At 68.2% G+C, this 18,997-nt stretch carries 13 protein-coding genes; 4 read left to right on the forward strand and 9 right to left on the reverse strand.

The features are described from left to right. Window positions 1-204 precede the first annotated feature (204 nt). The 9 genes from J5J86_RS06555 to J5J86_RS06595 all read right to left on the reverse strand — a co-directional run bounded on the left by J5J86_RS06555 (window position 205) and on the right by J5J86_RS06595 (window position 12,934). Window positions 205-993 (reverse strand): inositol monophosphatase family protein, encoded by a 789-nt coding sequence (locus J5J86_RS06555; protein WP_209104057.1) that lies wholly within the window; start codon window positions 991-993, stop codon window positions 205-207. Window positions 994-1,179: 186 nt separating this feature from the next. Then, window positions 1,180-3,540 carry a Tex family protein gene (locus J5J86_RS06560; RefSeq protein ID WP_209104058.1) on the reverse strand — a complete coding sequence of 787 codons (2,361 nt, stop codon included), beginning with the start codon at window positions 3,538-3,540 and terminating at the stop codon, window positions 1,180-1,182. 96 nt (window positions 3,541-3,636) lie between these two features. Then, on the reverse strand, window positions 3,637-4,842 hold the full coding sequence (gene gltS, locus J5J86_RS06565) for a sodium/glutamate symporter (RefSeq protein WP_209104059.1): 1,206 nt from the start codon (window positions 4,840-4,842) through the stop codon (window positions 3,637-3,639). 146 nt (window positions 4,843-4,988) lie between these two features. Continuing rightward, complete coding sequence (locus tag J5J86_RS06570; protein ID WP_209104060.1) at window positions 4,989-5,621, reverse strand: alpha/beta fold hydrolase; 633 nt, start codon at window positions 5,619-5,621, stop codon at window positions 4,989-4,991. Beyond that, a complete protein-coding gene (locus J5J86_RS06575) occupies window positions 5,618-6,121 on the reverse strand; it encodes a YqhA family protein (protein WP_209104061.1) in 504 nt (167 codons plus the stop codon). The genes J5J86_RS06570 and J5J86_RS06575 overlap by 4 nt, the downstream gene beginning before the upstream one ends. 18 nt (window positions 6,122-6,139) lie before the next feature. Further along, window positions 6,140-7,603, reverse strand: a complete 1,464-nt coding sequence (locus J5J86_RS06580; protein ID WP_209104062.1) for a GntP family permease — start codon at window positions 7,601-7,603, stop codon at window positions 6,140-6,142. A gap of 2 nt (window positions 7,604-7,605) precedes the next feature. Continuing rightward, entirely contained in the window at window positions 7,606-8,631 is a 1,026-nt protein-coding gene (locus J5J86_RS06585; protein ID WP_209104063.1) for a patatin-like phospholipase family protein, read from the reverse strand. 137 nt (window positions 8,632-8,768) lie between these two features. After that, window positions 8,769-11,867: an efflux RND transporter permease subunit gene (locus tag J5J86_RS06590; RefSeq protein ID WP_209104064.1), complete on the reverse strand. Its 3,099-nt coding sequence runs from the start codon at window positions 11,865-11,867 to the stop codon at window positions 8,769-8,771. Further along, window positions 11,864-12,934: an efflux RND transporter periplasmic adaptor subunit gene (locus J5J86_RS06595; RefSeq protein WP_247658135.1), complete on the reverse strand. Its 1,071-nt coding sequence runs from the start codon at window positions 12,932-12,934 to the stop codon at window positions 11,864-11,866. Before J5J86_RS06595 ends, J5J86_RS06590 begins: the two co-directional genes overlap by 4 nt. Window positions 12,935-13,327: 393 nt before the next feature. Between J5J86_RS06595 and J5J86_RS06600 the strand changes: the two genes are divergently transcribed. The 4 genes from J5J86_RS06600 (at window position 13,328) to J5J86_RS06615 (ending at window position 18,989) form a co-directional block, all read left to right on the forward strand. Continuing rightward, window positions 13,328-15,889 carry an alpha/beta hydrolase gene (locus tag J5J86_RS06600; protein WP_209104066.1) on the forward strand — a complete coding sequence of 854 codons (2,562 nt, stop codon included), beginning with the start codon at window positions 13,328-13,330 and terminating at the stop codon, window positions 15,887-15,889. A 256-nt stretch (window positions 15,890-16,145) separates the two neighbouring features. After that, window positions 16,146-17,006, forward strand: a complete 861-nt coding sequence (locus tag J5J86_RS06605; RefSeq protein ID WP_209104067.1) for an alpha/beta fold hydrolase — start codon at window positions 16,146-16,148, stop codon at window positions 17,004-17,006. Between the two features lie 542 nt (window positions 17,007-17,548). Beyond that, the gene (locus J5J86_RS06610) at window positions 17,549-18,295 is read left to right on the forward strand and encodes an ABC transporter ATP-binding protein (RefSeq protein WP_209104068.1); all 747 of its coding nucleotides are present in this window, start codon (window positions 17,549-17,551) and stop codon (window positions 18,293-18,295) included. After that, window positions 18,288-18,989: an ABC transporter ATP-binding protein gene (locus J5J86_RS06615; RefSeq protein ID WP_209104069.1), complete on the forward strand. Its 702-nt coding sequence runs from the start codon at window positions 18,288-18,290 to the stop codon at window positions 18,987-18,989. The genes J5J86_RS06610 and J5J86_RS06615 overlap by 8 nt, the downstream gene beginning before the upstream one ends. The last annotated feature ends 8 nt before the right edge of the window (window positions 18,990-18,997 follow it).

Consider the following 18,997-nt stretch of genomic DNA (forward strand, 5'->3'; position numbering starts at 1 on the left):
CCCCCGGTCCATAAGGCCGGAGGGCGGTCAAGGTTCCGCCCGCGACGGGGGAACCTCAACCCGGGACGATCATGTTCGGGAGGGACTATGGCACACGCGGCCCCAAAAGGAACCCGTGGCGGGCGCATGGACGCGCGGGGCGGCGCTGCTTTGGAACGCCGCCAAAGAGGGCGAACGCCGGGCAAAGGCGCCCGGCGAGAAGCCTCAGGCGGCCTTGAGGAGGGCCAGCAGGTCGCGGTGGATCACCTCGTTGCCGGCGATCACGCTGCCCTTTTCCAGCACCTTGTCGCCGCCGTCGAGGTCATAGACATAGCCGCCCGCCTCGCGCACCAGGATCATGCCGGCCGCCATGTCCCAGGGGGAGAGGTCGCGCTCCCAGAAGGCATCGAAGCGGCCGGAGGCCACCCAGGCCAGATCCAAAGCGGCCGCGCCGGTGCGGCGCAGGCCCGCCACTTGCGTCTGCACGGCGGCCAATTCCCGGTTGAACTGGCGGTGATCGCCGCGCCCCAGATGCGGCAGGCCGCAGCACACCACCGATTCCCGCAGCAGGCGGCGCCCCGCCACCCGCAGGCGGCGGTCGTTGAGATAGGCGCCCTGGCCCTTCTCGGCGATGTAGAGCTCGTCGGTGACGGGGTTGAAGATGACGCCCGCATAGGGAACGCCATTGCGCACCAGCGCCACGGAGATGGCGAAGAGCGGGATGCCGTGCAGGAAGTTGGTGGTGCCGTCGAGGGGGTCGATGACCCACTCATTCATGGGGTCCGTGCCCTCCACCCGGCCGCGCTCCTCCATGAGGAAGCCATAGCCGGGGCGGGCGCGGGAGAGTTCCGCATAGAGCGTGTCCTCGGCCTTGCGGTCGGCGGCGGAGACGAAATTGGCCGGGCCCTTGGCGGAGACCTGGAGATTCTCCACCTCGCCGAAATCGCGGACGAGGGCGCGGCCGGCCTTGCGGACGGCCTGGACCATGACGGTGATGAGCGGAGTGCGGATCATGTGCTTTTCCTGCCGCGGACGCGGGCGAAGGCCGCATGCGGCAGCCGGGAACGTTTGGGTTGCGCTCCGTGTGCCCGTCCGCCGCCGCGCCGTCAAGGCGCCGCCGGCGGGGGGCAGCCCTGCTCCCGCCGCGAATCGGGGCGCGGGGTGATGCCAACGCCCCCGCCCCACCGGGCCACCGCCGGGCTATTTCTGCCGGCGCTTCATGGCTTCCGCCATCGCGGCCGCGAGCGCCCCGCCCGCCGGTTCCGCGCCCCGACCCGGCGCACCCGCGGGCGGACGGCCCTTGCCGGGCCCGCCGGAGGGACCGCCCGAACCACCCTTCGGCGGCATGGGCCGCTCGCCTGGGCGGGTGCCGCCAGCGGCGGGACGGGTGCCGTCCTCCTTGCGCATGGACAAGGCGATGCGCTTCCTCTGCGCATCCACCTCCACCACCCGAACCTTCACCACGTCGCCGGCTTTGACCACCTCATGGGGGTCCTTCACGAAGCGGTCCGCCAGCGCCGAAATATGCACCAGCCCGTCCTGGTGGACGCCGATGTCCACGAAGGCGCCGAAGGCGGCGACGTTCGTCACCGTGCCTTCCAGCACCATGCCGGGGCGCAAATCGGAGATCTTCTCCACCCCCTCGGCGAAGGTGGCGGTCTTGAATTGCGGGCGCGGGTCGCGGCCGGGCTTTTCCAATTCGCGCAGGATGTCCTTCACCGTGGGCAGGCCGAAGCGGTCATCCACGAAGACGGCAGGGTCCAGCGCCTGGAGGGTGGAGGCATCCCCCATGAGGGTGCGCAAATCCCGCCCGCAGGCGGCGACGATCTTCTTAGCGAGCCCATAGGCTTCGGGATGGACGGAGGAGGCGTCCAGCGGCTCGGCGCCATCGGGAATGCGCAGGAAGCCGGCGGACAGCTCGAACGTGCGGGCGCCCAGGCGCGGCACATCCATCAATTGCTTGCGGGTGCGGAAGGGGCCGTTGGCGTTGCGATGGGCGACGATGGCCTCCGCCAGCGCCGTGCCGAGGCCGGAAATGCGCGCCAGCAAAGAGGCGGAGGCGGTGTTGAGGTCGACACCCACCGCATTCACCGCATCCTCCACCACGGCGTCCAGCGCCTTGGCGAGGCGGGACTGGTCTACGTCGTGCTGGTATTGGCCCACCCCGATGGATTTGGGCTCGATCTTCACCAGTTCCGCCAGCGGGTCCTGGAGGCGGCGGGCGATGGAGACCGCGCCGCGCAGCGACACGTCGATGTCCGGCATTTCCGCCGCCGCCACGGCGGAGGCGGAATAGACCGAGGCGCCGGCCTCGCTCACCACCACCTTCAACGGCTTGGGCGGGGGGAGCAGGCCGATGAGGTCGGCGGTGAGCTTCTCGGTCTCGCGGCTGGCCGTGCCGTTGCCGATGGCGATCAGCTCCACATTATGGGCGCGGATGAGTCGCACCAGTTCGGCCTGTGCGCCCGCCACATCGTTGCGCGGCTGGAAGGGATAGATGGTGGAAGTGGCCACCAGCTTGCCGGTGCCGTCCACCACCGCCACCTTCACACCGGTGCGGATGCCGGGGTCCAGGCCCATGGTGGCGCGCGAGCCGGCGGGGGCGGCCAGCAGCAGGTCCTTGAGGTTGCGGGCGAAGACGCGGATGGCCTCCTCTTCCGCCCGCTCGGTCATCTCGCCCATGAGTTCGACCGACAGATGCAACGACAGCTTCACCCGCCAGGCCCAGCGGGCCACATCGCGCAGGAAGGCATCGCCCGGCCCGCCGGCGGGCGCGATGCCCACCACCTGGGCGATGATGCGCTCCACCGGCTTCACCGGCGAGGGATCGTCCGCATCCACCTCCAAATCGAGGGTGAGCATCTCCTCATTGCGCCCGCGCAGCATGGCGAGCGCCCGGTGGCTGGGGACACTGGACCAGCGCTCGGAATGGTCGAAATAGTCGCGGAACTTGGCGCCCGCCTCTTCCTTGCCGGCGATCACCTTGGCGCGCAGCACGGCCTTGGCCTTCATATGGGCGCGCAGGCGGCCCACCAGATCCGCATTTTCCGAAAACCGCTCCACCAATATGTCGCGGGCGCCCTCCAGCGCCGCCTTGGCGTCCGCCACCTCCTCGGAGAGATAGGCGGCGGCCAGCTCCGCCGGCACCTTGGCGCGGTCGGCGAGAATGGCATCGGCCAAGGGCTCCAGGCCGCGCTCGCGGGCGATCTGCGCCTTGGTGCGGCGCTTGGGCTTGAAGGGGAGATAGAGGTCCTCCAGCTCCGCCTTGGTGGTGGCGCCAGCGATGCGGGCGGCCAGATCGTCGGTGAGCTTGCCCTGGCTGTCGATGGAATTGCGCACGCTCGCCCGCCGCGCCTCCAGCTCGCGCAAATAAGCGAGGCGCTCCTCCAGGGTGCGCAGCTGGGTGTCGTCGAGCCCGCCGGTGACTTCCTTGCGGTAGCGGGCGATGAAGGGCACGGTGGCGCCCTCGTCCAACAGCCCCACCGCCGCATTCACCTGGGCCGGCGTGGCGCCGATCTCCTGAGCGATGGTGCGGGCGATCTGGACGGGTTCTGCGGCCATGGAAACCTCTCACAAAGGGGCATGTCTTATGCCCCAAAGGGGAGGTGCGGGCAAAATCGGGCCGATCCGGGGCGCGCGCCCTTCTCTTCCCCAGCCTCAGCGCACCATGAAGCCGATGGCGAGCGCGTTGGCGATGTCGATGAAGAAGGCGGACACTAAAGGCAGGATGATAAAGGCGGTGGGCGCCGGACCGTGCACCTTGGTCACCGCCGTCATATTGGCGATGGCGGTGGGGGTGGCGCCGAGGCTGATGCCGGTGAAGCCCGCCGCGATCACCGCCGCCTGGTATGTCCGCCCCATGGCGGGGAACACCACGAGGAGGATGTAGACCACCGACACCAGGGTCTGAAGCCCCAGCACCAGCACCAATGCGAGGCCCAGCCCGCTCAGGGTCCACAATTGCAGGCTCATGAGCGACATGGCCAGGAACACGTTCAGCGACAGGTCGGACACCAGAGCCAGCGCCGCCGTGCGGGTCGGCCAGGGCAGGCGCGGCAGGGCGCGGGGCACGAGGTTGGTGAGCACGATGGCCACCAGCAGGCACACCACGAACATGGGCAGCTTCAGCCCCGTCGCCTCCACCACCTCTTCGAGGGCGAAGGCGATGAGGATGGCGATGTTGAGCACCAGGAGGGTGCTCAAGATGTCCACATGGGTGATGGGCGCCTTGGGCGCGGCCTTTTCCGAGGACAGGCCCATGACGGGGCCACCATTGCCCTCGCCCTTCAGCTTGAACCGATTGATCAGGAAACCGGCAATGGGCCCGCCCACGAGGCTCGCCAGCACAAGGCCCAGCGTTGCGCTGGCAATGCCGATTTCCAGCGCATTGGTGAGGCCGAAGCGCTGGGTCAGCAGCGGCGCCCAGGCGATGGTGGTGCCATGGCCGCCAATGAGCGACACCGAGCCGAGCAGCGGCGCCACCCCCTCCGGCAGGCCCAGCACGGCGGAGGCGCCGAGCGCCGTCGCGTTCTGGAGGCCGAGATAGACGAGGGTGAGCAGCAGCAGGATCACCAGCGGCCGCCCGCCGGCAATGAGGTCCGCAAAGCGCGCGTTGAGGCCGATGCCGGTGAAGAAGTAAAGCAGCAGCATGTCGCGGGCATCGAGGTCGAAGGTGACAGCCACGCCCAGCACCCGGTAGGCGAGAAGGGTCACCACCGCCACCAGCAGGCCGCCCGTCACCGCCTCGGGAATGTTCCAGCGCCGCAGCGGCGCGATCGCCTTGTTGAGCCCGGCGCCGAGGAAATAGACCACGATGGCCAGGGTGAAGGTGAGCAGGCCCGAGACCTCTAGAATTACCGGCATCGCGCCCCTCTTTGTGCTGCCAACGGCTTTCCCTTAGAGCCTGATCCGATCAGGTTGAACCAACCTGATCGGTGAATCAGTCTCCAAATTATGGATAGAGAACGTTTTACCGATCTGACTGCGATGCAGTCAGATCGGAACGTGCTCTAGCCGCAATCGGTCGCGGTGACCAATCGGGCGGGGCGCAACGCTGCCATGAGGTGGGCCTTGATCTCCTGCCCCACCATCGACGCGTGGGTCTGCGCCAGGTCATGATCGCCGCCCGCGAGCACCCGCAGGCGCGCATGCGGCAGGAGCGCCGCCAGCCGCTCACCCACCGCCACGGGGCTGATGGCGTCGGCATCGCCCCACAGGAGCAAGGCCGGCGCCGTGATGGCGGGGATTTGCGCCGAGAGGTCCGGCACCGGATCGGCGATCCAGGGCGCGGCGTCCGGGAAGGCGCCGAAATAGGCCGGCCGCCAGTCGGCCCCGCCAAGATCGACCACCGGCACGCCGCCGGACGTCACCGCCAGCACCAGCCCCTTGACCAGATGGGGAAAGGCCAGCGCCAGCCTGATGGCCACCACCCCGCCCATGGACTGGGCAACGAGGGCGACCGGCGCGGTGATCTCCCGCGCCGCCAGGGCGACGAGGTCGTCGATCCCTTCGATGCCCGGCGCGGGCGGCTCGGCGCCCAGCCCCGGCCAGGAGAGGAACACGCCCTCCAGCCCCGCCGCCTCTGCGGCCGGACGCCAGAAGGACGCGCTCCCCGAGGCGCCGGGCAGGAAGACGATCTTCATCCCTGCTCGCCCCCGCGGGTGAAGCGGTCGGTGAGCGCCAGCACCGCATAGCCGGCGATGAAGACCATGTTGGCCACCACCAGCCATTTCACCTGCGTCTCGCTGACCGATGTCTCCAGCCGCATCATGGCTTTCAGCAAGGTGATGGAGGTGATGGCCATGAGCGAGGCGAACAGCTTCAGCTTGAGGCCGGAAAAGGTGATGCGGGTCATCCAGTCCGGCCAGCCGGTGGCATCGTCCTGCTCGATTTTCTCGACGAAATTCTCGTAGCCCGAGGAGATGACGATCACCAGCAGCCCGCCCACCAAAGCGAGGTCGATGAGGGTCAGCAGCGCCATGATGACCTGCGTGTCCGTCAGGGACGGCAGGGCGACGGCGAACTGCCAGAGCTGGAGGGCGAAGGCCACCACCAGCAGGACCAGCCCGGCGATGAGGCCGACAAAGAGCGGCACCATGGCCCAGCGGCTCAGCAGCACGAGGCGCACGATCAGCTTGCGCATGGCCCCCTCCCCGTCCGCTCAGAAGCTGCCGAACACGGTGCCGAGGCCGATCACCACCACCAGCGCCAGCAGCGCGCTGACGATGGCCGCCATGACGATGTCGAAATAGCCATCCTTGTGGGAGACCCCGCACACGGAGAGCAGCGTCACCACCGCGCCATTGTGGGGCAGGCTGTCCAGCGTGCCGGAGCCGATCACCGCCACCCGGTGCAAGAGGGCCGGGTCCATGCCGATGGAGGCGGCCAGCTTCATATAGGTGGGGCCGAGCGCATCGAGGGCGATGGTGAGGCCGCCGGAGGCCGAGCCGGTGAGCGCCGCGAGGATGTTGGTGGCCACCGCCAGCGATACCAGCGGCCCGCCCTGGATGCCCAGCACCCAGTTGCGCACATCCGCAAAGGCGGGGGTGGCCGCCACGATGGCGCCGAAGCCCACCAGGCTCGCCACCGACAGGATCGGCAGCACCGAGGCATTGGCGCCCGCCGCCATGGTGGCGCGCAGGACCGGCACCGAGCGGAAATTGATGACGGTCACCGTGAGGATGGCGGCAATGAGCGCCGTGATCACCGACCACACGCCGCCCACCGCGGCAAGGCTCACCCCGCCCCAGCGCTCCTCCGCCAGGAAGGAGACGTCCAGGTGCGGCAGGATGACGAACGACATCAGCAGGTTGACGCCCACCACCACAATGATGGGCAAGGCGGCCAGCAGGATGGGCGGGCCGTTCGGCGCCGAGGTGGAATGGTCGATTTCCGCCGGGTCGAAGGCCTGGGAGGTGGTGGCGCGCTCGCGCACGATGGGGTCTTCCGCCGCCTTCTCGGCGCTCGCCGTCGGATCAAGCACGACGGCGCCGAAGCCTTCGCCCCGGGCGCGGGCCTTGGTCTCCGCCCGCTTCAGCCACCACAGGCCGAAGCCCAGCATGACGGCGGAGGCGATGAGGCCGAGCCCCGGCGCCGCGAACGGCGTGGTGCCGAAGAACGGCATGGGGATGGCGTTGTTGATGGAGGGGGTGCCGGGCATGGCCGACATGGTGAAGGTGGTGGTGCCCAGCGCCACCGCCGCCGGCATCAGCCGCCGGGGCAGGCCAGCGGACCGGAACAGCTCGATGGCCATGGGCACGAGCACGAAGAAGGCCACGAACAGGCTCACCCCGCCATAGGTAACGATGGCCCCCGCCAGCACCACCGCCAGCATGGCGCGCTCGGCGCCCAGTTTCTGCGTCATGGTGCGGGCGATGGAGGTGACCGAGCCGGAATCCTCCATCAGCTTGCCGAACACCGCGCCCAGCAGGAACAGGGGAAAGAACTGCGCCACGAACTGGGCGGCGTTGGGCATGAAGGTCTGGGTCCAGGACGCCAGCAGCGGCTCGCCGGCGAACGCCGCCACAATCAGCCCCGCCACCGGGGCGATGATGAGGATGGAGGAGCCCTTGAAGGCGAAATAGATGAGGACGGCGAGGCCGACGAGGATGCCGAGGAGGCCCATGCTCACAGCTCCGCCAGAAGTTGCTCGAAATTCACGGTGGAGGCCTTGCCGATGTCGTGCCCGTGGGTGTCGAGGAACACCTGCGCGGCCTTGCGCCCCTCATCCTTCAACCAGCTCAGGAAGTCCCACTCGGCATTGAGCTTGGAGGAGAAGCCGAGGTCGTTCATCACCGGGTTGCGCACGATGTGCACACGCATGCGCGCCCAGTTGCAGGCTTCCGTGTCGCCGGTCAGCTCGTGCGTGTGGCGCTGCAGCACCGCCAGCATGTAGAGTTCCTTCACCGCCACCGCGTTGAACGACACCTCGTTGAGGCGGTTCAGGATCTCGGTCGGGGTCTTGGGCGTGCCCGGGCGCTCCAGCGGGTTGATGGGAATGAGGATGGTGTCGTCGGAGGTGAGTTCGGTGACGAGAGGCGCCAGCGTGGGATTGCCGGAATAGCCGCCATCCCAATAGGCCTCGCCGTCAATCTCCACCGCCTGAAACAAGGTGGGCAGGCAGGCCGAGGCCATCAGCACCTCGGGCGTGATCTCGCCATTGCGGAACACCCGCGGGCGCCCGGTGCGCACATTGGTGGCGGTGATGAACACCTTGATGGGCGAGGTGCGCAGCCGCTCGAAATTGATCTGCTTTTCCAGGATGGGGGCAAGCGCGTTGCGCCCCGTGGGATTGTACTGATAGGGCGAGAACAGCCGCGTCATAAGGTCCATGAAGAAGAAGCCGGGCGCGCTGTCGAGCGACCATCGGCCCATCATCTTGTCCCAGGGCGAGCGCTTGAAGGGGCTGAACCGGGCCTCGTCGGACACATGGCGCCAATAGCTCGCGAGCGCCGCGCGCGCGCCCTCGGCGCCGTCGGCGGCGTAGCCGTCCGCCAGCACCGCCGCGTTCATGGCGCCGGCGGAGGTGCCGGACACCCCTTCGATCTGCAGCCAGGTTTCCTCCAGGAGGCGATCCAGGACGCCCCAGGTGAAGGCCCCGTGTGAACCGCCGCCCTGAAGGGCGAGATCCACCAGCACCGGTTCTCTTTCCATCCGCGATCACCTCTTCGCTACAGCTCCGGCGCGCCGGCTGGCGGCACGGTCCCGTCTTCCTCCCAGGCGATCCGTCTTCTTATGGACGGCAGGGGCGCGCCGAGGGGCCGCCCCTGCCGTCAGAGTTCGCGTCATCCTCAGGCCGAGGCCGTCGGGGCCGGCGCGGTCTGGGCCGGCGCGGCCTTGGCAGGGTCCGGTCCCCGGTCGGGGCCGAACCAGAGCACATAGAAGGCCGGCAGGAAGATCAGGGTCAGCAGCGTGCCCACCAGCAGGCCGCCCATGATGGCGAAGGCCATGGGGCCCCAGAAGACGGTGGGCGCGATGGGGATCATGCCGAGCACCGTGGAAACGGCGGTGAGCAATATGGGCCGGAAGCGGGAGCAGCTGGCCGCCGTCACCGCCTCCCGCACGCTCTTGCCGGCGGCCCGTTCCGCCTCGATCTGGCCGATCAGGATCACCGCATTCTTGGTGATCATGCCCACCAGCGCCAGCACGCCCAATATGGCCACGAAGCCGAGCGGCTTGCCGGAGGCCAGCAGCGCCGCCACCACGCCGATCAGGCCGAGCGGGGCCACCGAGAGCACCAGGATGAGGCGCTGGAAGCCCTGGAGCTGGAACATGAGCACGGTGAGCATGATGAAGATCATCAGCGGCACCACCGCCACCACGGAGGCCTGCGACTTGGCGCTCTCCTCCACCGTGCCGCCCACCACGATATGGTAGCCGCGCGGCAGGGTCTTGGTGAGGTCGGAGACCTTGGCGCCGAGCGCCGCCACCACCTCGTCGGGCAAGGCGCCGGGCACCACGTCCGCCTGGACGGTGAGGGTGGGCACCCGGTCGCGCCGCCACACCACCGGATAGTCCTGCACATATTCGAAGCTGGCGAGCTGGCTCAGCGGCACGGTGCGCCCGCTGGGCAGCGGCACCTGGAGGGTGGAGAGGTTGGCCAGCGAGACGCGCTGCTCGTCGGTGGCGCGCAGCACCACGTCCACCAGATAGATGTCGTCGCGCACCTGCGTGACCGGGCGGCCGGACATGACGGTGTTGAGCACGCCCGCCAGCGCCTGGGTGTTGAGGCCGAGAATGCGCGCCTGGTCCTGGTCCACCACGATGCGGACCTCGCGGGTGGGCTCGATCCAGTCGAAATTCACCCGCTCCGCGCGCGGCTCGGAGGCGATGACGCGGGCAAGGTCAAACGAGATGGCGCGCACCTTCTCGATGTCCGGCCCGCTCACCCGATACTGCACCGGCCAGCCCACGGGCGGGCCCAGTTCCAGCGGATAGACGCGGCCCACCACCTGCGGGAAGTCGGTGTCGAGCACCCGTTCCAGCTTGGTGCGCAGGCGCTCGCGCGCCTCAACGTCTTTCGCCACGATCACGGCCTGGGCGAAGAAGTCGTTGGGCAATTGCACGTTGAGGGGCAGGTAGAAGCGGATGGCGCCGCGCCCCACATAGGTGCTCCAGCGCTCCACATCCGGATCGCCTTCCAGGATCTCATCGAACTTCTCCGCCAGGCTCTGGCTGGCATAGATGGAGGCATTCTGCGGCAGGCGCAGGTCGACGAGCAGTTCCGGCCGGTCGGACGAGGGGAAGAACTGGCGCGGCACCAGCGGCAAGGCCAGCACCGAGAGGACGAACAGCGCCACCGTGCCGCCCACCGTCACCACGCGGAAGCGCAGCGCGAGGTCGAGGAGCCGTGCATAGACGCCCATCAAGCCACCCGGCGGCCCTTCCACCGGCTTGGCCGCCTTCGGCACCTTGAGGATGGCCACCCCCAGGAGCGGCGCGAACAAGGTCGCCACGATCCAGGAGACCAGGAGCGCGATGGTCACCACCGCGAACAGCGAGAAGGTGTATTCGCCCGCGGAGCTCGCCGCGAAGCCGATGGGCACGAAGCCGGCCACCGTCACCAGCGTGCCCGCCAGCATGGCGATGGCATAGGTGCGGAAGGCGAAGGTGGCCGCCGCCTCCTTGCTGTCGCCGGCCGCAAGGCGGTTCAGCATGGCATCGGTGGTGGTCATGGCATCGTCCACCATCAGCGCCAGGGCGATGATGAGCGCGCCCAGCGAGATGCGCTGCATGTCGATGTTCACGAGGTCCATCACCGCGAACACCACCGCCAAAGTGAGCGGGATGGACAGCGCCACCACGAGCCCCGGCCGCACGCCGAGACTGAGGAAGCTGATGACCAGGATGATGCCGATGGCCTGCCAGAGCGAGGACATGAAGTCGTCGATGGACTCGTCCACCGTCACCGCCTGATCGGCCACCAAGGTGGGCTCGATGCCGATGGGCAGATCGGCGGTGATCTCCGCCATGGCCTTCGTGATGTTGCGCCCGAGCGCCAGGATGTCGCCGCCGTCGCGCATGGCGATGCCAAGCCCGATGGCGGGCACGCCATTGACCCGGAACAAGGGCTGGGGCGGATCGGCAAAGCCGCGCCGGACGGTGGCGATGTCGCGCAGGCGCAGCAGGCGGCCATTGGCGACGAAATTCACGTCGGCAATGTCCTGCTCGCTGGCAAAGCCGCCGGAGACGCGCAGCGAGATGATCTCGTCGCCGGTCTCCAGGGTGCCCGCCGGCTGCACCACATTCTGCGCCTGGAGCGCGGCGATGACGGCGCTGCGGTCAATGCCCAGGCTCGCCAGTTCCTGGACGTTGAACTCGATGAAGATCCGCTCGTCCTGCGCGCCCATCACCTCGATCTTGGAGACGTCGGGCACGTTGAGGAGCTTGGAGCGGATGTCCTCCACATAGTCGCGCAATTCGCGCTGGGTGAAGCCGTCGGCGGTGAAGCCATAGATGATGCCGAAGGTGTCGCCGAACTCGTCATTGAAGCCCGGCCCGATGACGCCGGCCGGCAAGGTGTGCCGGATGTCGCCGATGGACTTGCGCACCTGGTACCAGATGTCCGGCACCTCGGCGCCGGTGGCGGAGCCCTTCAGGTTGACGAAGATGGTCGTCATGCCGGCGCTGGTATAGGAGCGCAGGAAGTCGAGCTTGGGCACCTCCTGGAGCTTGCGCTCCAGGCGCTCGGTCACCTGCTTCAGCGTCTCTTCCACCGAGGCGCCGGGCCAGGCGGCCTGGACCACCATGGTCTTGATGATGAAGGTCGGGTCCTCGCCGCGCCCCAGGCGCTGGTAGGACAGGAGGCCGGCCACCACCGCCACCGCCATGAAATAGATCACGACGGAGCGGTGCCGCAGGGCCCATTCGGAGAGGTTGAAACCCTTCACAGGCCGGCTCCCAGGAGGCGCACCTTCTGGCCGGGATGCAGCGCCTGGACGCCCGCCGTCACCACGATCTCATTGTCTTTCAGGCCGCCCACCACGCTCACCTTGGCGGGCGAATAGCGCATCACCTCGATGGGCCGCAGCGCCACCGTGCGGGCGGTGGGGTCCACGATCCACACCGCCGGCTTGCCGTCGATGCGGGTCAGGGCGCTGGCCGGGATCTCGATCACCGGGCCGGTCTCCACCTGCACCGTGCCGATGACGGTGGCGCCGAGGCGCATGGCGGGGGGCGGGTCGCTGAGGCCCACCCGCACCGCGAAGGTGCGCGTCACCGGGTCCGCCTGGGGCGCGATCTCGCGCACCCGGCCATGGGCCTTCACCGCCGGATCGCTCGCCAGCGTCACCAGCACGTCGGGATCGCCGGGTACGGCGGCCAGCAGGTTGGCGGGCACGTCGAACACCGCATCGCGGCCATCCTTGCGGGCGACGGTGACGATGGGCTGGCCCGCCTGCACCACCTCGCCGGGCTCGGCGCGGCGGGCGGTCACGACGCCTTCGGAATCCGCCTTCAGCTCGGTGAAGCCCAGCTGGTCCTGCGCGATCTGGAGGCGCGCCTGGGCATCCTCAAGCTGGGAGCGGGCGGCGAGGAAGGCCTGCTCGGCCTGTTCATACTGGGCACGGGGCGTGAAGCCGCGGGCCAGCAGCGAGCGCTGGCGCTCATAGGCGTTGCGGGCGACGGAGGCCTGCCCATCGGCGGCGGCCACCGCCGCCTGGGCGGAGCGCACCGCATTGGCCTCGTTCTGGGAATCCAGCCGCGCCAGCACCTGGCCGGGCTTGACCGTGTCGCCCACGTTGACGAGACGCTCCACCAGGCGCCCGCCGATGCGGAAGCCGTAGGCGGCCTCGTTCATGGCCTCCACATGGCCGGTGAGGGTCAGGGCATCCACGGCGCCGCGCGTGGTGGTGGTGATGGTGCGCACCGGGCGCGCATCGGGCGCGCTCGCCGGCGGGCTTTCCCCGCAACCGGCGAGGACCAGGGGCGCGAGCGCCGCAGCCACAACCCAACGCATCCGCCCCATCGTCCCACCCCTCTCGCGGCCCCGCCTGCCGGGCCGTCGCGCGTGACGCATCGCACAACACGACGGCGGCGTCACCTTGGCATTGAGGCCAATGCCATGCAATGCACTTTGGCTGAGGCCCGCTCTTTCGCCAGACATTCCAGACTCTCCGGAAAGTCATACCGCGTGCGACGCAAACTCATCACTTCGCTGGCGCAGCACAAATCAGTGTCACGAAAGGACTATGCATTCGTGCGAAGGACCTTGACGCCGATCAACGGCGCGGCTTGGCTTTGGCGTCAGTTTCAGCGCATCGGCGGAGGGCGGGGATACCTCACGTCGCGTGGCACGACACGCCGGGACAAACGGCCATTCCGCCCGTTCACGGGCATTGGGGAGAAACATATGGGACGCACCCTCTGGGCCGCCGCGCTGGTGCTGGCGTCGGCGACGCTGGCGTCAGCGCAATCCAACCCGCCCGCGACCGCGCCGGGCGCCAAGGCCGGCACGGCGCCCGCCGCCGCCCCGGCGCAGCCGCTGAAGATCACCGGCCAATGCTCGCAGGCCCGCCTGTGCGACCTGAAGAAATATTATGAGGTGCCAAATTTCCGCATCGGCGGCACCTATGACCTCTCCAGCCCGGCGAAGTGGGAAAATGGCGGGGAAGGCGGCACGACGCTGGAATCGCTCGGCGCCGGCCCGCTGAAGACCGCCTATATCGCGCTCGGCACGCCCCGCCGGAATGCTGCTGGCGAGATCACCAATGCGGTGATCGTCAACACCTTCTATTCCGGCGATTCCACCGACATGTACGCCCAGTGGGTGGAGGGCTCGGCCCTGTCGGGGGGATCGGTCATCGGCCCCAACCGCGCCATCGACACCAACCAATATTATGTGGTGCTCTTGGATGGCCTCGGCCTGTGGGGCGCCAGCAAGCCCTCGGACGGGCTGGGTCAGAAGTTTCCCCAGTACGGCTATATGGACCTCGTCCAGTCCAATTACCGCATGCTGCGGGACCATCTGAAGATCGGCCGCGCCGCTTTGGTGACCGGCGTCTCCATGGGCGCCACCCAGACCTATGTCTGGGGCGTCATGCATCCTGACTTCATGAACGGCCTCATGCCCATCGGCGGCACCACCCAGTCCGACGGCGAGGACCCGGTGGGCAACTGGACCTTCCAGCTCATGTCGGCGGCCATCGAATCCGACCCGCAATGGCGCGCCACGGGGGGCAATTACTACAATCTGCCCAAGGACAAGCACCCCAACCAGGGCGTCGCCTTCGGCTGGTCCATCCTGCTGATGACCGGCTTTTCCTTCGACTTCCGCTCGCAGCAGCCCTGGGACAAGGTGCAGCCGGATGTCTTCTACTGGAACCCGCCCAACCCGAAGGCCGGCTCGTCGGTGAATGCCCGCGCGTTGCTGTTCGACGCGGTGGACCTGCTGTGGCGCAACCGGGCGGGCGAGACCTACAACATCAATGCCGACCTCGGGCGCATCAAGGCCCGCACCCTGGTCATGCATATCGACAACGACCAGTGGCTGACCTTCGACCGCGCCAAGCGCACGGTCGCCCGCGTGCCCGGCGCCGACTTCGTGCATGAGCCGAGCCCGGTGGCCCATTACGGCGTGTTCTCCATCCTCAAGAACAAGCAGTTCGACCCCACCGTGAACGGCTTCCTGGGCGACGTGGCGCGGCTCACCCGCAACCAGGCGCTCACCGCCACCACTTACACCACCCCCTCGGTGGCCAAGGACATCACGCCCGACAAGTCGTTCTGGAACACCTATGTGAAGTATCCCTTCCCGGTGAAGAAGACCAAGGTGAAGGACGGCCAGGGTGTCGAGTGGGACATCGGCTATATGGATGAATATGCCGGCACCTCGCCCAATCCCGACGTGCTGGTGATCGTCCATGGCAAGGGCGCGTTCGGTGGCCATTACGGCAACATCATGCGCATCGCGCTGGAGCGCGGGCTGCGGGTGATCGTGCCCGACCTGCCCCATTACGGCATGTCCGGCCCCGGCAATCTGGACAAGAGCCCCGCCCGCACCATGGAGGACATGCGGCAGGTGGTGCATGGCCTGGTGGTGGACCAGCTGGGCGTGAAGAAGGCCGCCTATCTCGGCCATTCCATGGGCGGGCAATTGGTGATGGGCTATGCCCTCACCTATCCCGACGCGGTCACCAAGCTGATCCTGGAAGCCCCCGCCGGGCTTGAGGAATATCCCCGCGAGGTCACGGTGGGGCCGGGCAAGAAGCTGGACCTCTTCAACCCCGCCTTCGCCCGCGACTTCAAGGCCTGGGCCGCCACCTGGGACCAGACGGGCCTGCGCGACCGGGAGAAGAATCTGACCGCCCAGCAGGTGGATGACTTCTTCCACTTCCGCACCCGCGACCCCGTCACCGGCGTCGTGACGCCCTCCAAGTCCGGCTATTTCCTGCGCGACAGCGAATATGCCCGGCTCCACACCGACCAGCGCATCGGCATGATCAAGGGCGATCCGCGCGAATTGCAGCAATGGGTGGATGTGTTCGTGTTCGACATCTACACCATGGCCTCGGAATCCTTGGAGAGCGACCCGAAAAGCCTCTACAAGCGCCTCACCGAGATCAAGGTGCCGATCTTCCTGGCCTTCGGCAACAAGGAGCCGTTCATCCCGAGCGCGCCCTTCAACGGCCGCACCGATCTCAGCCGCCAGGCCATCCTGCCCTTCATGACGCGCATGGAGGCGGCGGGCCGCGACGTGCAGGTGAAGATCTATACGGACACCGCCCACTTCATCCACACCGACGACCCGGTGGAATTCGCCGAGGACGTGGTGGACTTCGTGAAGTCCGGCCAGGTGGAAACCACCTCGCAGGTGATCGTGGACCGCCTCATCAACGGCGCGCCCGGCCAGGCGGCCGCCGCCCCCGCGGCCAGCCCCGCCACCGCGGCGACGCCCAAGGGGCTGAACAAGTAAGAGCCCTGAAACGGGCGCTCCCATAGGGGCGCCCGCCGGCGCCTCGTGGGTTGGCGCCTCTCCCTTCGCGCGTCATGGCCGGGCTCGTCCCGGCCATCCACGGAAAGGGGCACCGGTCCCGCAAGCGGATGGCCGTGGATGCCCGGGTCAAGCCCGGGCATGACGGTCTTGAGAGGTGTATAAGTCAGCACCTCTGATCGGGCTTCGTCACGTCCGGCCATCCCGCCGGCCGCCGCACCGCAAGCAGGAGAAAGCCATGACGCATGTCGACATCGGGGGCCTCAAGCTCGGCCTGCGGAGCTGGGGCGAAGGGGACGTGCCCGTGGTCTTCATCCATGGCAACCTCGCCAGCAAGGACTGGATCGAGCTGGCCGCCCCCCTCTTTCCCGCCGGCCTGAAGACCATCGGCATCGACTGGCGCGGCTGCGGCGACAGCGACCGGCCGGCGGCGGACGCGGACTTTGCCAATTATTCCATCGCCCAGCACGCGGCCGATATGATCGCGGCCCTCGATGCGCTGGGAATCTCCTTCTGCCATCTGGCCACCCATTCCACCGGCGGCATCATCGCGGCGCGCATGCTGCTGGCCCAGCCGGAGCGCTTCGGGCGGGTGCTGCATCTGGACCCGGTGGCGCCCCGCTCCATCGTGCTGCCGGAACAGGCCATCAAGGGCTTCGCGGCCATGAAGGCCCACAAGGCCGCCACCCGCGCCGGCATGGCCTGGGCGGCCTCTTCCTTGTTCGTGCCCGAGAGCCTCACCTCGCCGGAAGGCCCGCAATTGGTGGCCGATGCGGGCGCGCGGGGCGTGCTGTTCGAGAAGATCGTCGACCAGACCTTTTCGGTCTCCGACGGCATCTGGTCCGGCACGCCCGTGGGGCTGGAGCGGGAGTTCAAGCTGGGCGAGCTGGCCGCGCGCATGTGCGAGATGCGCCAGCCGCAATTGATCCTGTGGGGCGAGAAGGACGTCATCCTCACCCTCGCCGACGCGCAGGACATGTGCGCCGGCCTGCCCGACTGCCGGCTGGAGGTGCTCCCCGGCATCGGCCATTCCGCCAATCTGGAAGCGCCCGAGCTTTACGCCAAGGCGTTCGGGGAGTGGTTCCTGGCGGGGCGGTGAAGGGAACACGTTTCCTTTCGGAGAAATCGCGGGGCGTCGCACGTCTGCGCCCCCTCGCCTCCGAGCGCACGGGCATGCGCGGGCTTGGTCCGCGTCTCCACGGCCATCCGTTTGAAGGAACATGAGGGCGTTCCGGGCCGGCGCCCGTGGATGGCCGCGACAAGCCCGACCATGACCAGGGGAGTGGCGCGCGCCTTCGCGCTGACCTTTTACGACACGCCGCCATCCTGCCCCGCACACCCCTCCCCCGTCGCTGCCCCCGCCACCCCCGCAGGCACAGGCGCGGCGAAAATTCGGGCAGGCGCATCAATTTTCGCCACTTATGAAGAAATAAGTTTCCGATATTGAACTTATGAAGCTTTCGGCTAGTCTGATCCCCAGAACCTGCCCCGGATCAAGACCACGAGGGCGGGACACCTTCCATTCCGGGGCCCGTCCGCAAGGGGCACTCGCCGCTCGCCGCCCAAGGCCTCGCCACTTGCTGAAGCCGTGCCATCCGCGCTCTCCGGCGCCGACGGCGCGCGCCTTCGAGGGGGACGGCCGTGTACGTTCTGGAAGCACGCGGGCTCAGTCGGGATTTCGGCGGCTTCAAGGCCGTGGCGAGCGTGGATTTCGGCCTCGTCGAAGGCTCCATCCACGCCGTCATCGGCCCCAATGGCGCCGGCAAGACCACGCTGTTCAACCTGCTCACCAAATTCCTGCCCCCCACCGGCGGCACCATCCTGCACAAGGGCGAGGACGTGACCCGCCTCTCGCCGCCCGCCATGGCCCGGCGCGGGGTGGTGCGCTCGTTCCAGATCTCGGCGGTGTTTGCCGGGCTCACGGTGCGCGAGAATGTGGAACTGGCGCTGCTGAACGCCAATGGCCTCGCCTGGAACCTCTTCGGTTCCCTCTCCCGCCGCCCGGCGCTCAAGCGCGCGGCCGAGGAGATGATCGAGCGCTTCGGCCTGTCCACCTATCTGGAAGCCCGCGCCGGCAACCTCCCCTATGGCCGCAAGCGCGCTCTGGAACTGGCCACCACGCTCGCCCTCAATCCTGCCGTCCTGCTGCTGGACGAGCCCATGGCGGGCCTTGGCCATGAGGACATCGACAAGGTCTCCAGCCTGGTGCGCGAGGCGGGGCGCGGACGCACCATCTTGCTGGTGGAGCACAATATGCGCGTGGTCTCCGACCTCGCCGACACCATCACCGTCATGGTGCGCGGCGAGAAGCTGGCGGAGGGCACCTATGACGAGGTCTCCGCCCGCCCGGACGTGATCGCCGCCTATACGGGAGGCGCTCATGTCTGAGGCCCTGCGCACCACCCATTTGAAAGCCTGGTATGGCGAGAGCCAGGCGCTGCACGGCATGAGCTTTTCCGTGCACGGGGGCGAAGTGGTCACCCTCATCGGCCGCAACGGCGCCGGCAAGACCACGACCCTGCGCGCCCTCATGGGCCTGATTGCCAACCGCACCGGCTCCATCCGCCTCGGCGCCGACGAGATCGTCGCCGCCCGCCCGCACCAGATCGCCCGCAAGGGCATGGCGCTGTGCCCGGAGGAGCGGGGCATTTTCGCCAGCCTGAACGTGGAGGAAAATCTCCTGTTGCCGCCGCAGGTGCGGCCGGGCGGCATGAGCGTGCCGGACATTTTGAAGCTGTTCCCGAATCTGAAGGAACGGCTGAAAAGCCAGGGCACCAAGCTCTCGGGGGGCGAGCAGCAGATGCTGGCGCTCGCCCGCATCCTGCGCACCGGCGCCCGCCTCCTGCTGCTGGACGAGCCCACCGAGGGCCTCGCCCCGGTCATCATCGCGCAGATCGGCGACACCATCCGCACCTTGAAGGCGCTGGGCTTCACCATCCTCCTGGTGGAGCAGAACGTCGCCTTCGCGGCGGGGCTGGCCGACCGGCATTATGTGGTGGAGCTGGGCCGCGTGGTGGACGAGATCCCCGCCGCCGCCTTCGCCGACCGCCTGCCCTCCCTGAAATCCTATCTCGGCGTGTGAGCGGGGAT

This window comes from Aquabacter sp. L1I39 (genome assembly GCF_017742835.1).
Classification (GTDB): Bacteria; Pseudomonadota; Alphaproteobacteria; order Rhizobiales; family Xanthobacteraceae; genus L1I39.

Excerpts from the sequence above, each read along its gene's own strand:
- J5J86_RS06570 (WP_209104060.1), bottom strand. The coding sequence starts at position 5,621 with ATGAAGATCGTCTTCCTGCCCGGCGCCTCGGGGAGCGCGTCCTTCTGG.
- J5J86_RS06595 (WP_247658135.1), bottom strand. The coding sequence starts at position 12,934 with ATGCGTTGGGTTGTGGCTGCGGCGCTCGCGCCCCTGGTCCTCGCCGGT.
- J5J86_RS06575 (WP_209104061.1), bottom strand. The coding sequence starts at position 6,121 with ATGCGCAAGCTGATCGTGCGCCTCGTGCTGCTGAGCCGCTGGGCCATG.
- J5J86_RS06580 (WP_209104062.1), bottom strand. The coding sequence starts at position 7,603 with ATGGGCCTCCTCGGCATCCTCGTCGGCCTCGCCGTCCTCATCTATTTC.
- J5J86_RS06555 (WP_209104057.1), bottom strand. The coding sequence starts at position 993 with ATGATCCGCACTCCGCTCATCACCGTCATGGTCCAGGCCGTCCGCAAG.
- J5J86_RS06605 (WP_209104067.1), top strand. The coding sequence starts at position 16,146 with ATGACGCATGTCGACATCGGGGGCCTCAAGCTCGGCCTGCGGAGCTGG.
- J5J86_RS06615 (WP_209104069.1), top strand. The coding sequence starts at position 18,288 with ATGTCTGAGGCCCTGCGCACCACCCATTTGAAAGCCTGGTATGGCGAG.
- J5J86_RS06585 (WP_209104063.1), bottom strand. The coding sequence starts at position 8,631 with ATGGAAAGAGAACCGGTGCTGGTGGATCTCGCCCTTCAGGGCGGCGGT.
- J5J86_RS06600 (WP_209104066.1), top strand. The coding sequence starts at position 13,328 with ATGGGACGCACCCTCTGGGCCGCCGCGCTGGTGCTGGCGTCGGCGACG.
- J5J86_RS06560 (WP_209104058.1), bottom strand. The coding sequence starts at position 3,540 with ATGGCCGCAGAACCCGTCCAGATCGCCCGCACCATCGCTCAGGAGATC.
- gltS (WP_209104059.1), bottom strand. The coding sequence starts at position 4,842 with ATGCCGGTAATTCTAGAGGTCTCGGGCCTGCTCACCTTCACCCTGGCC.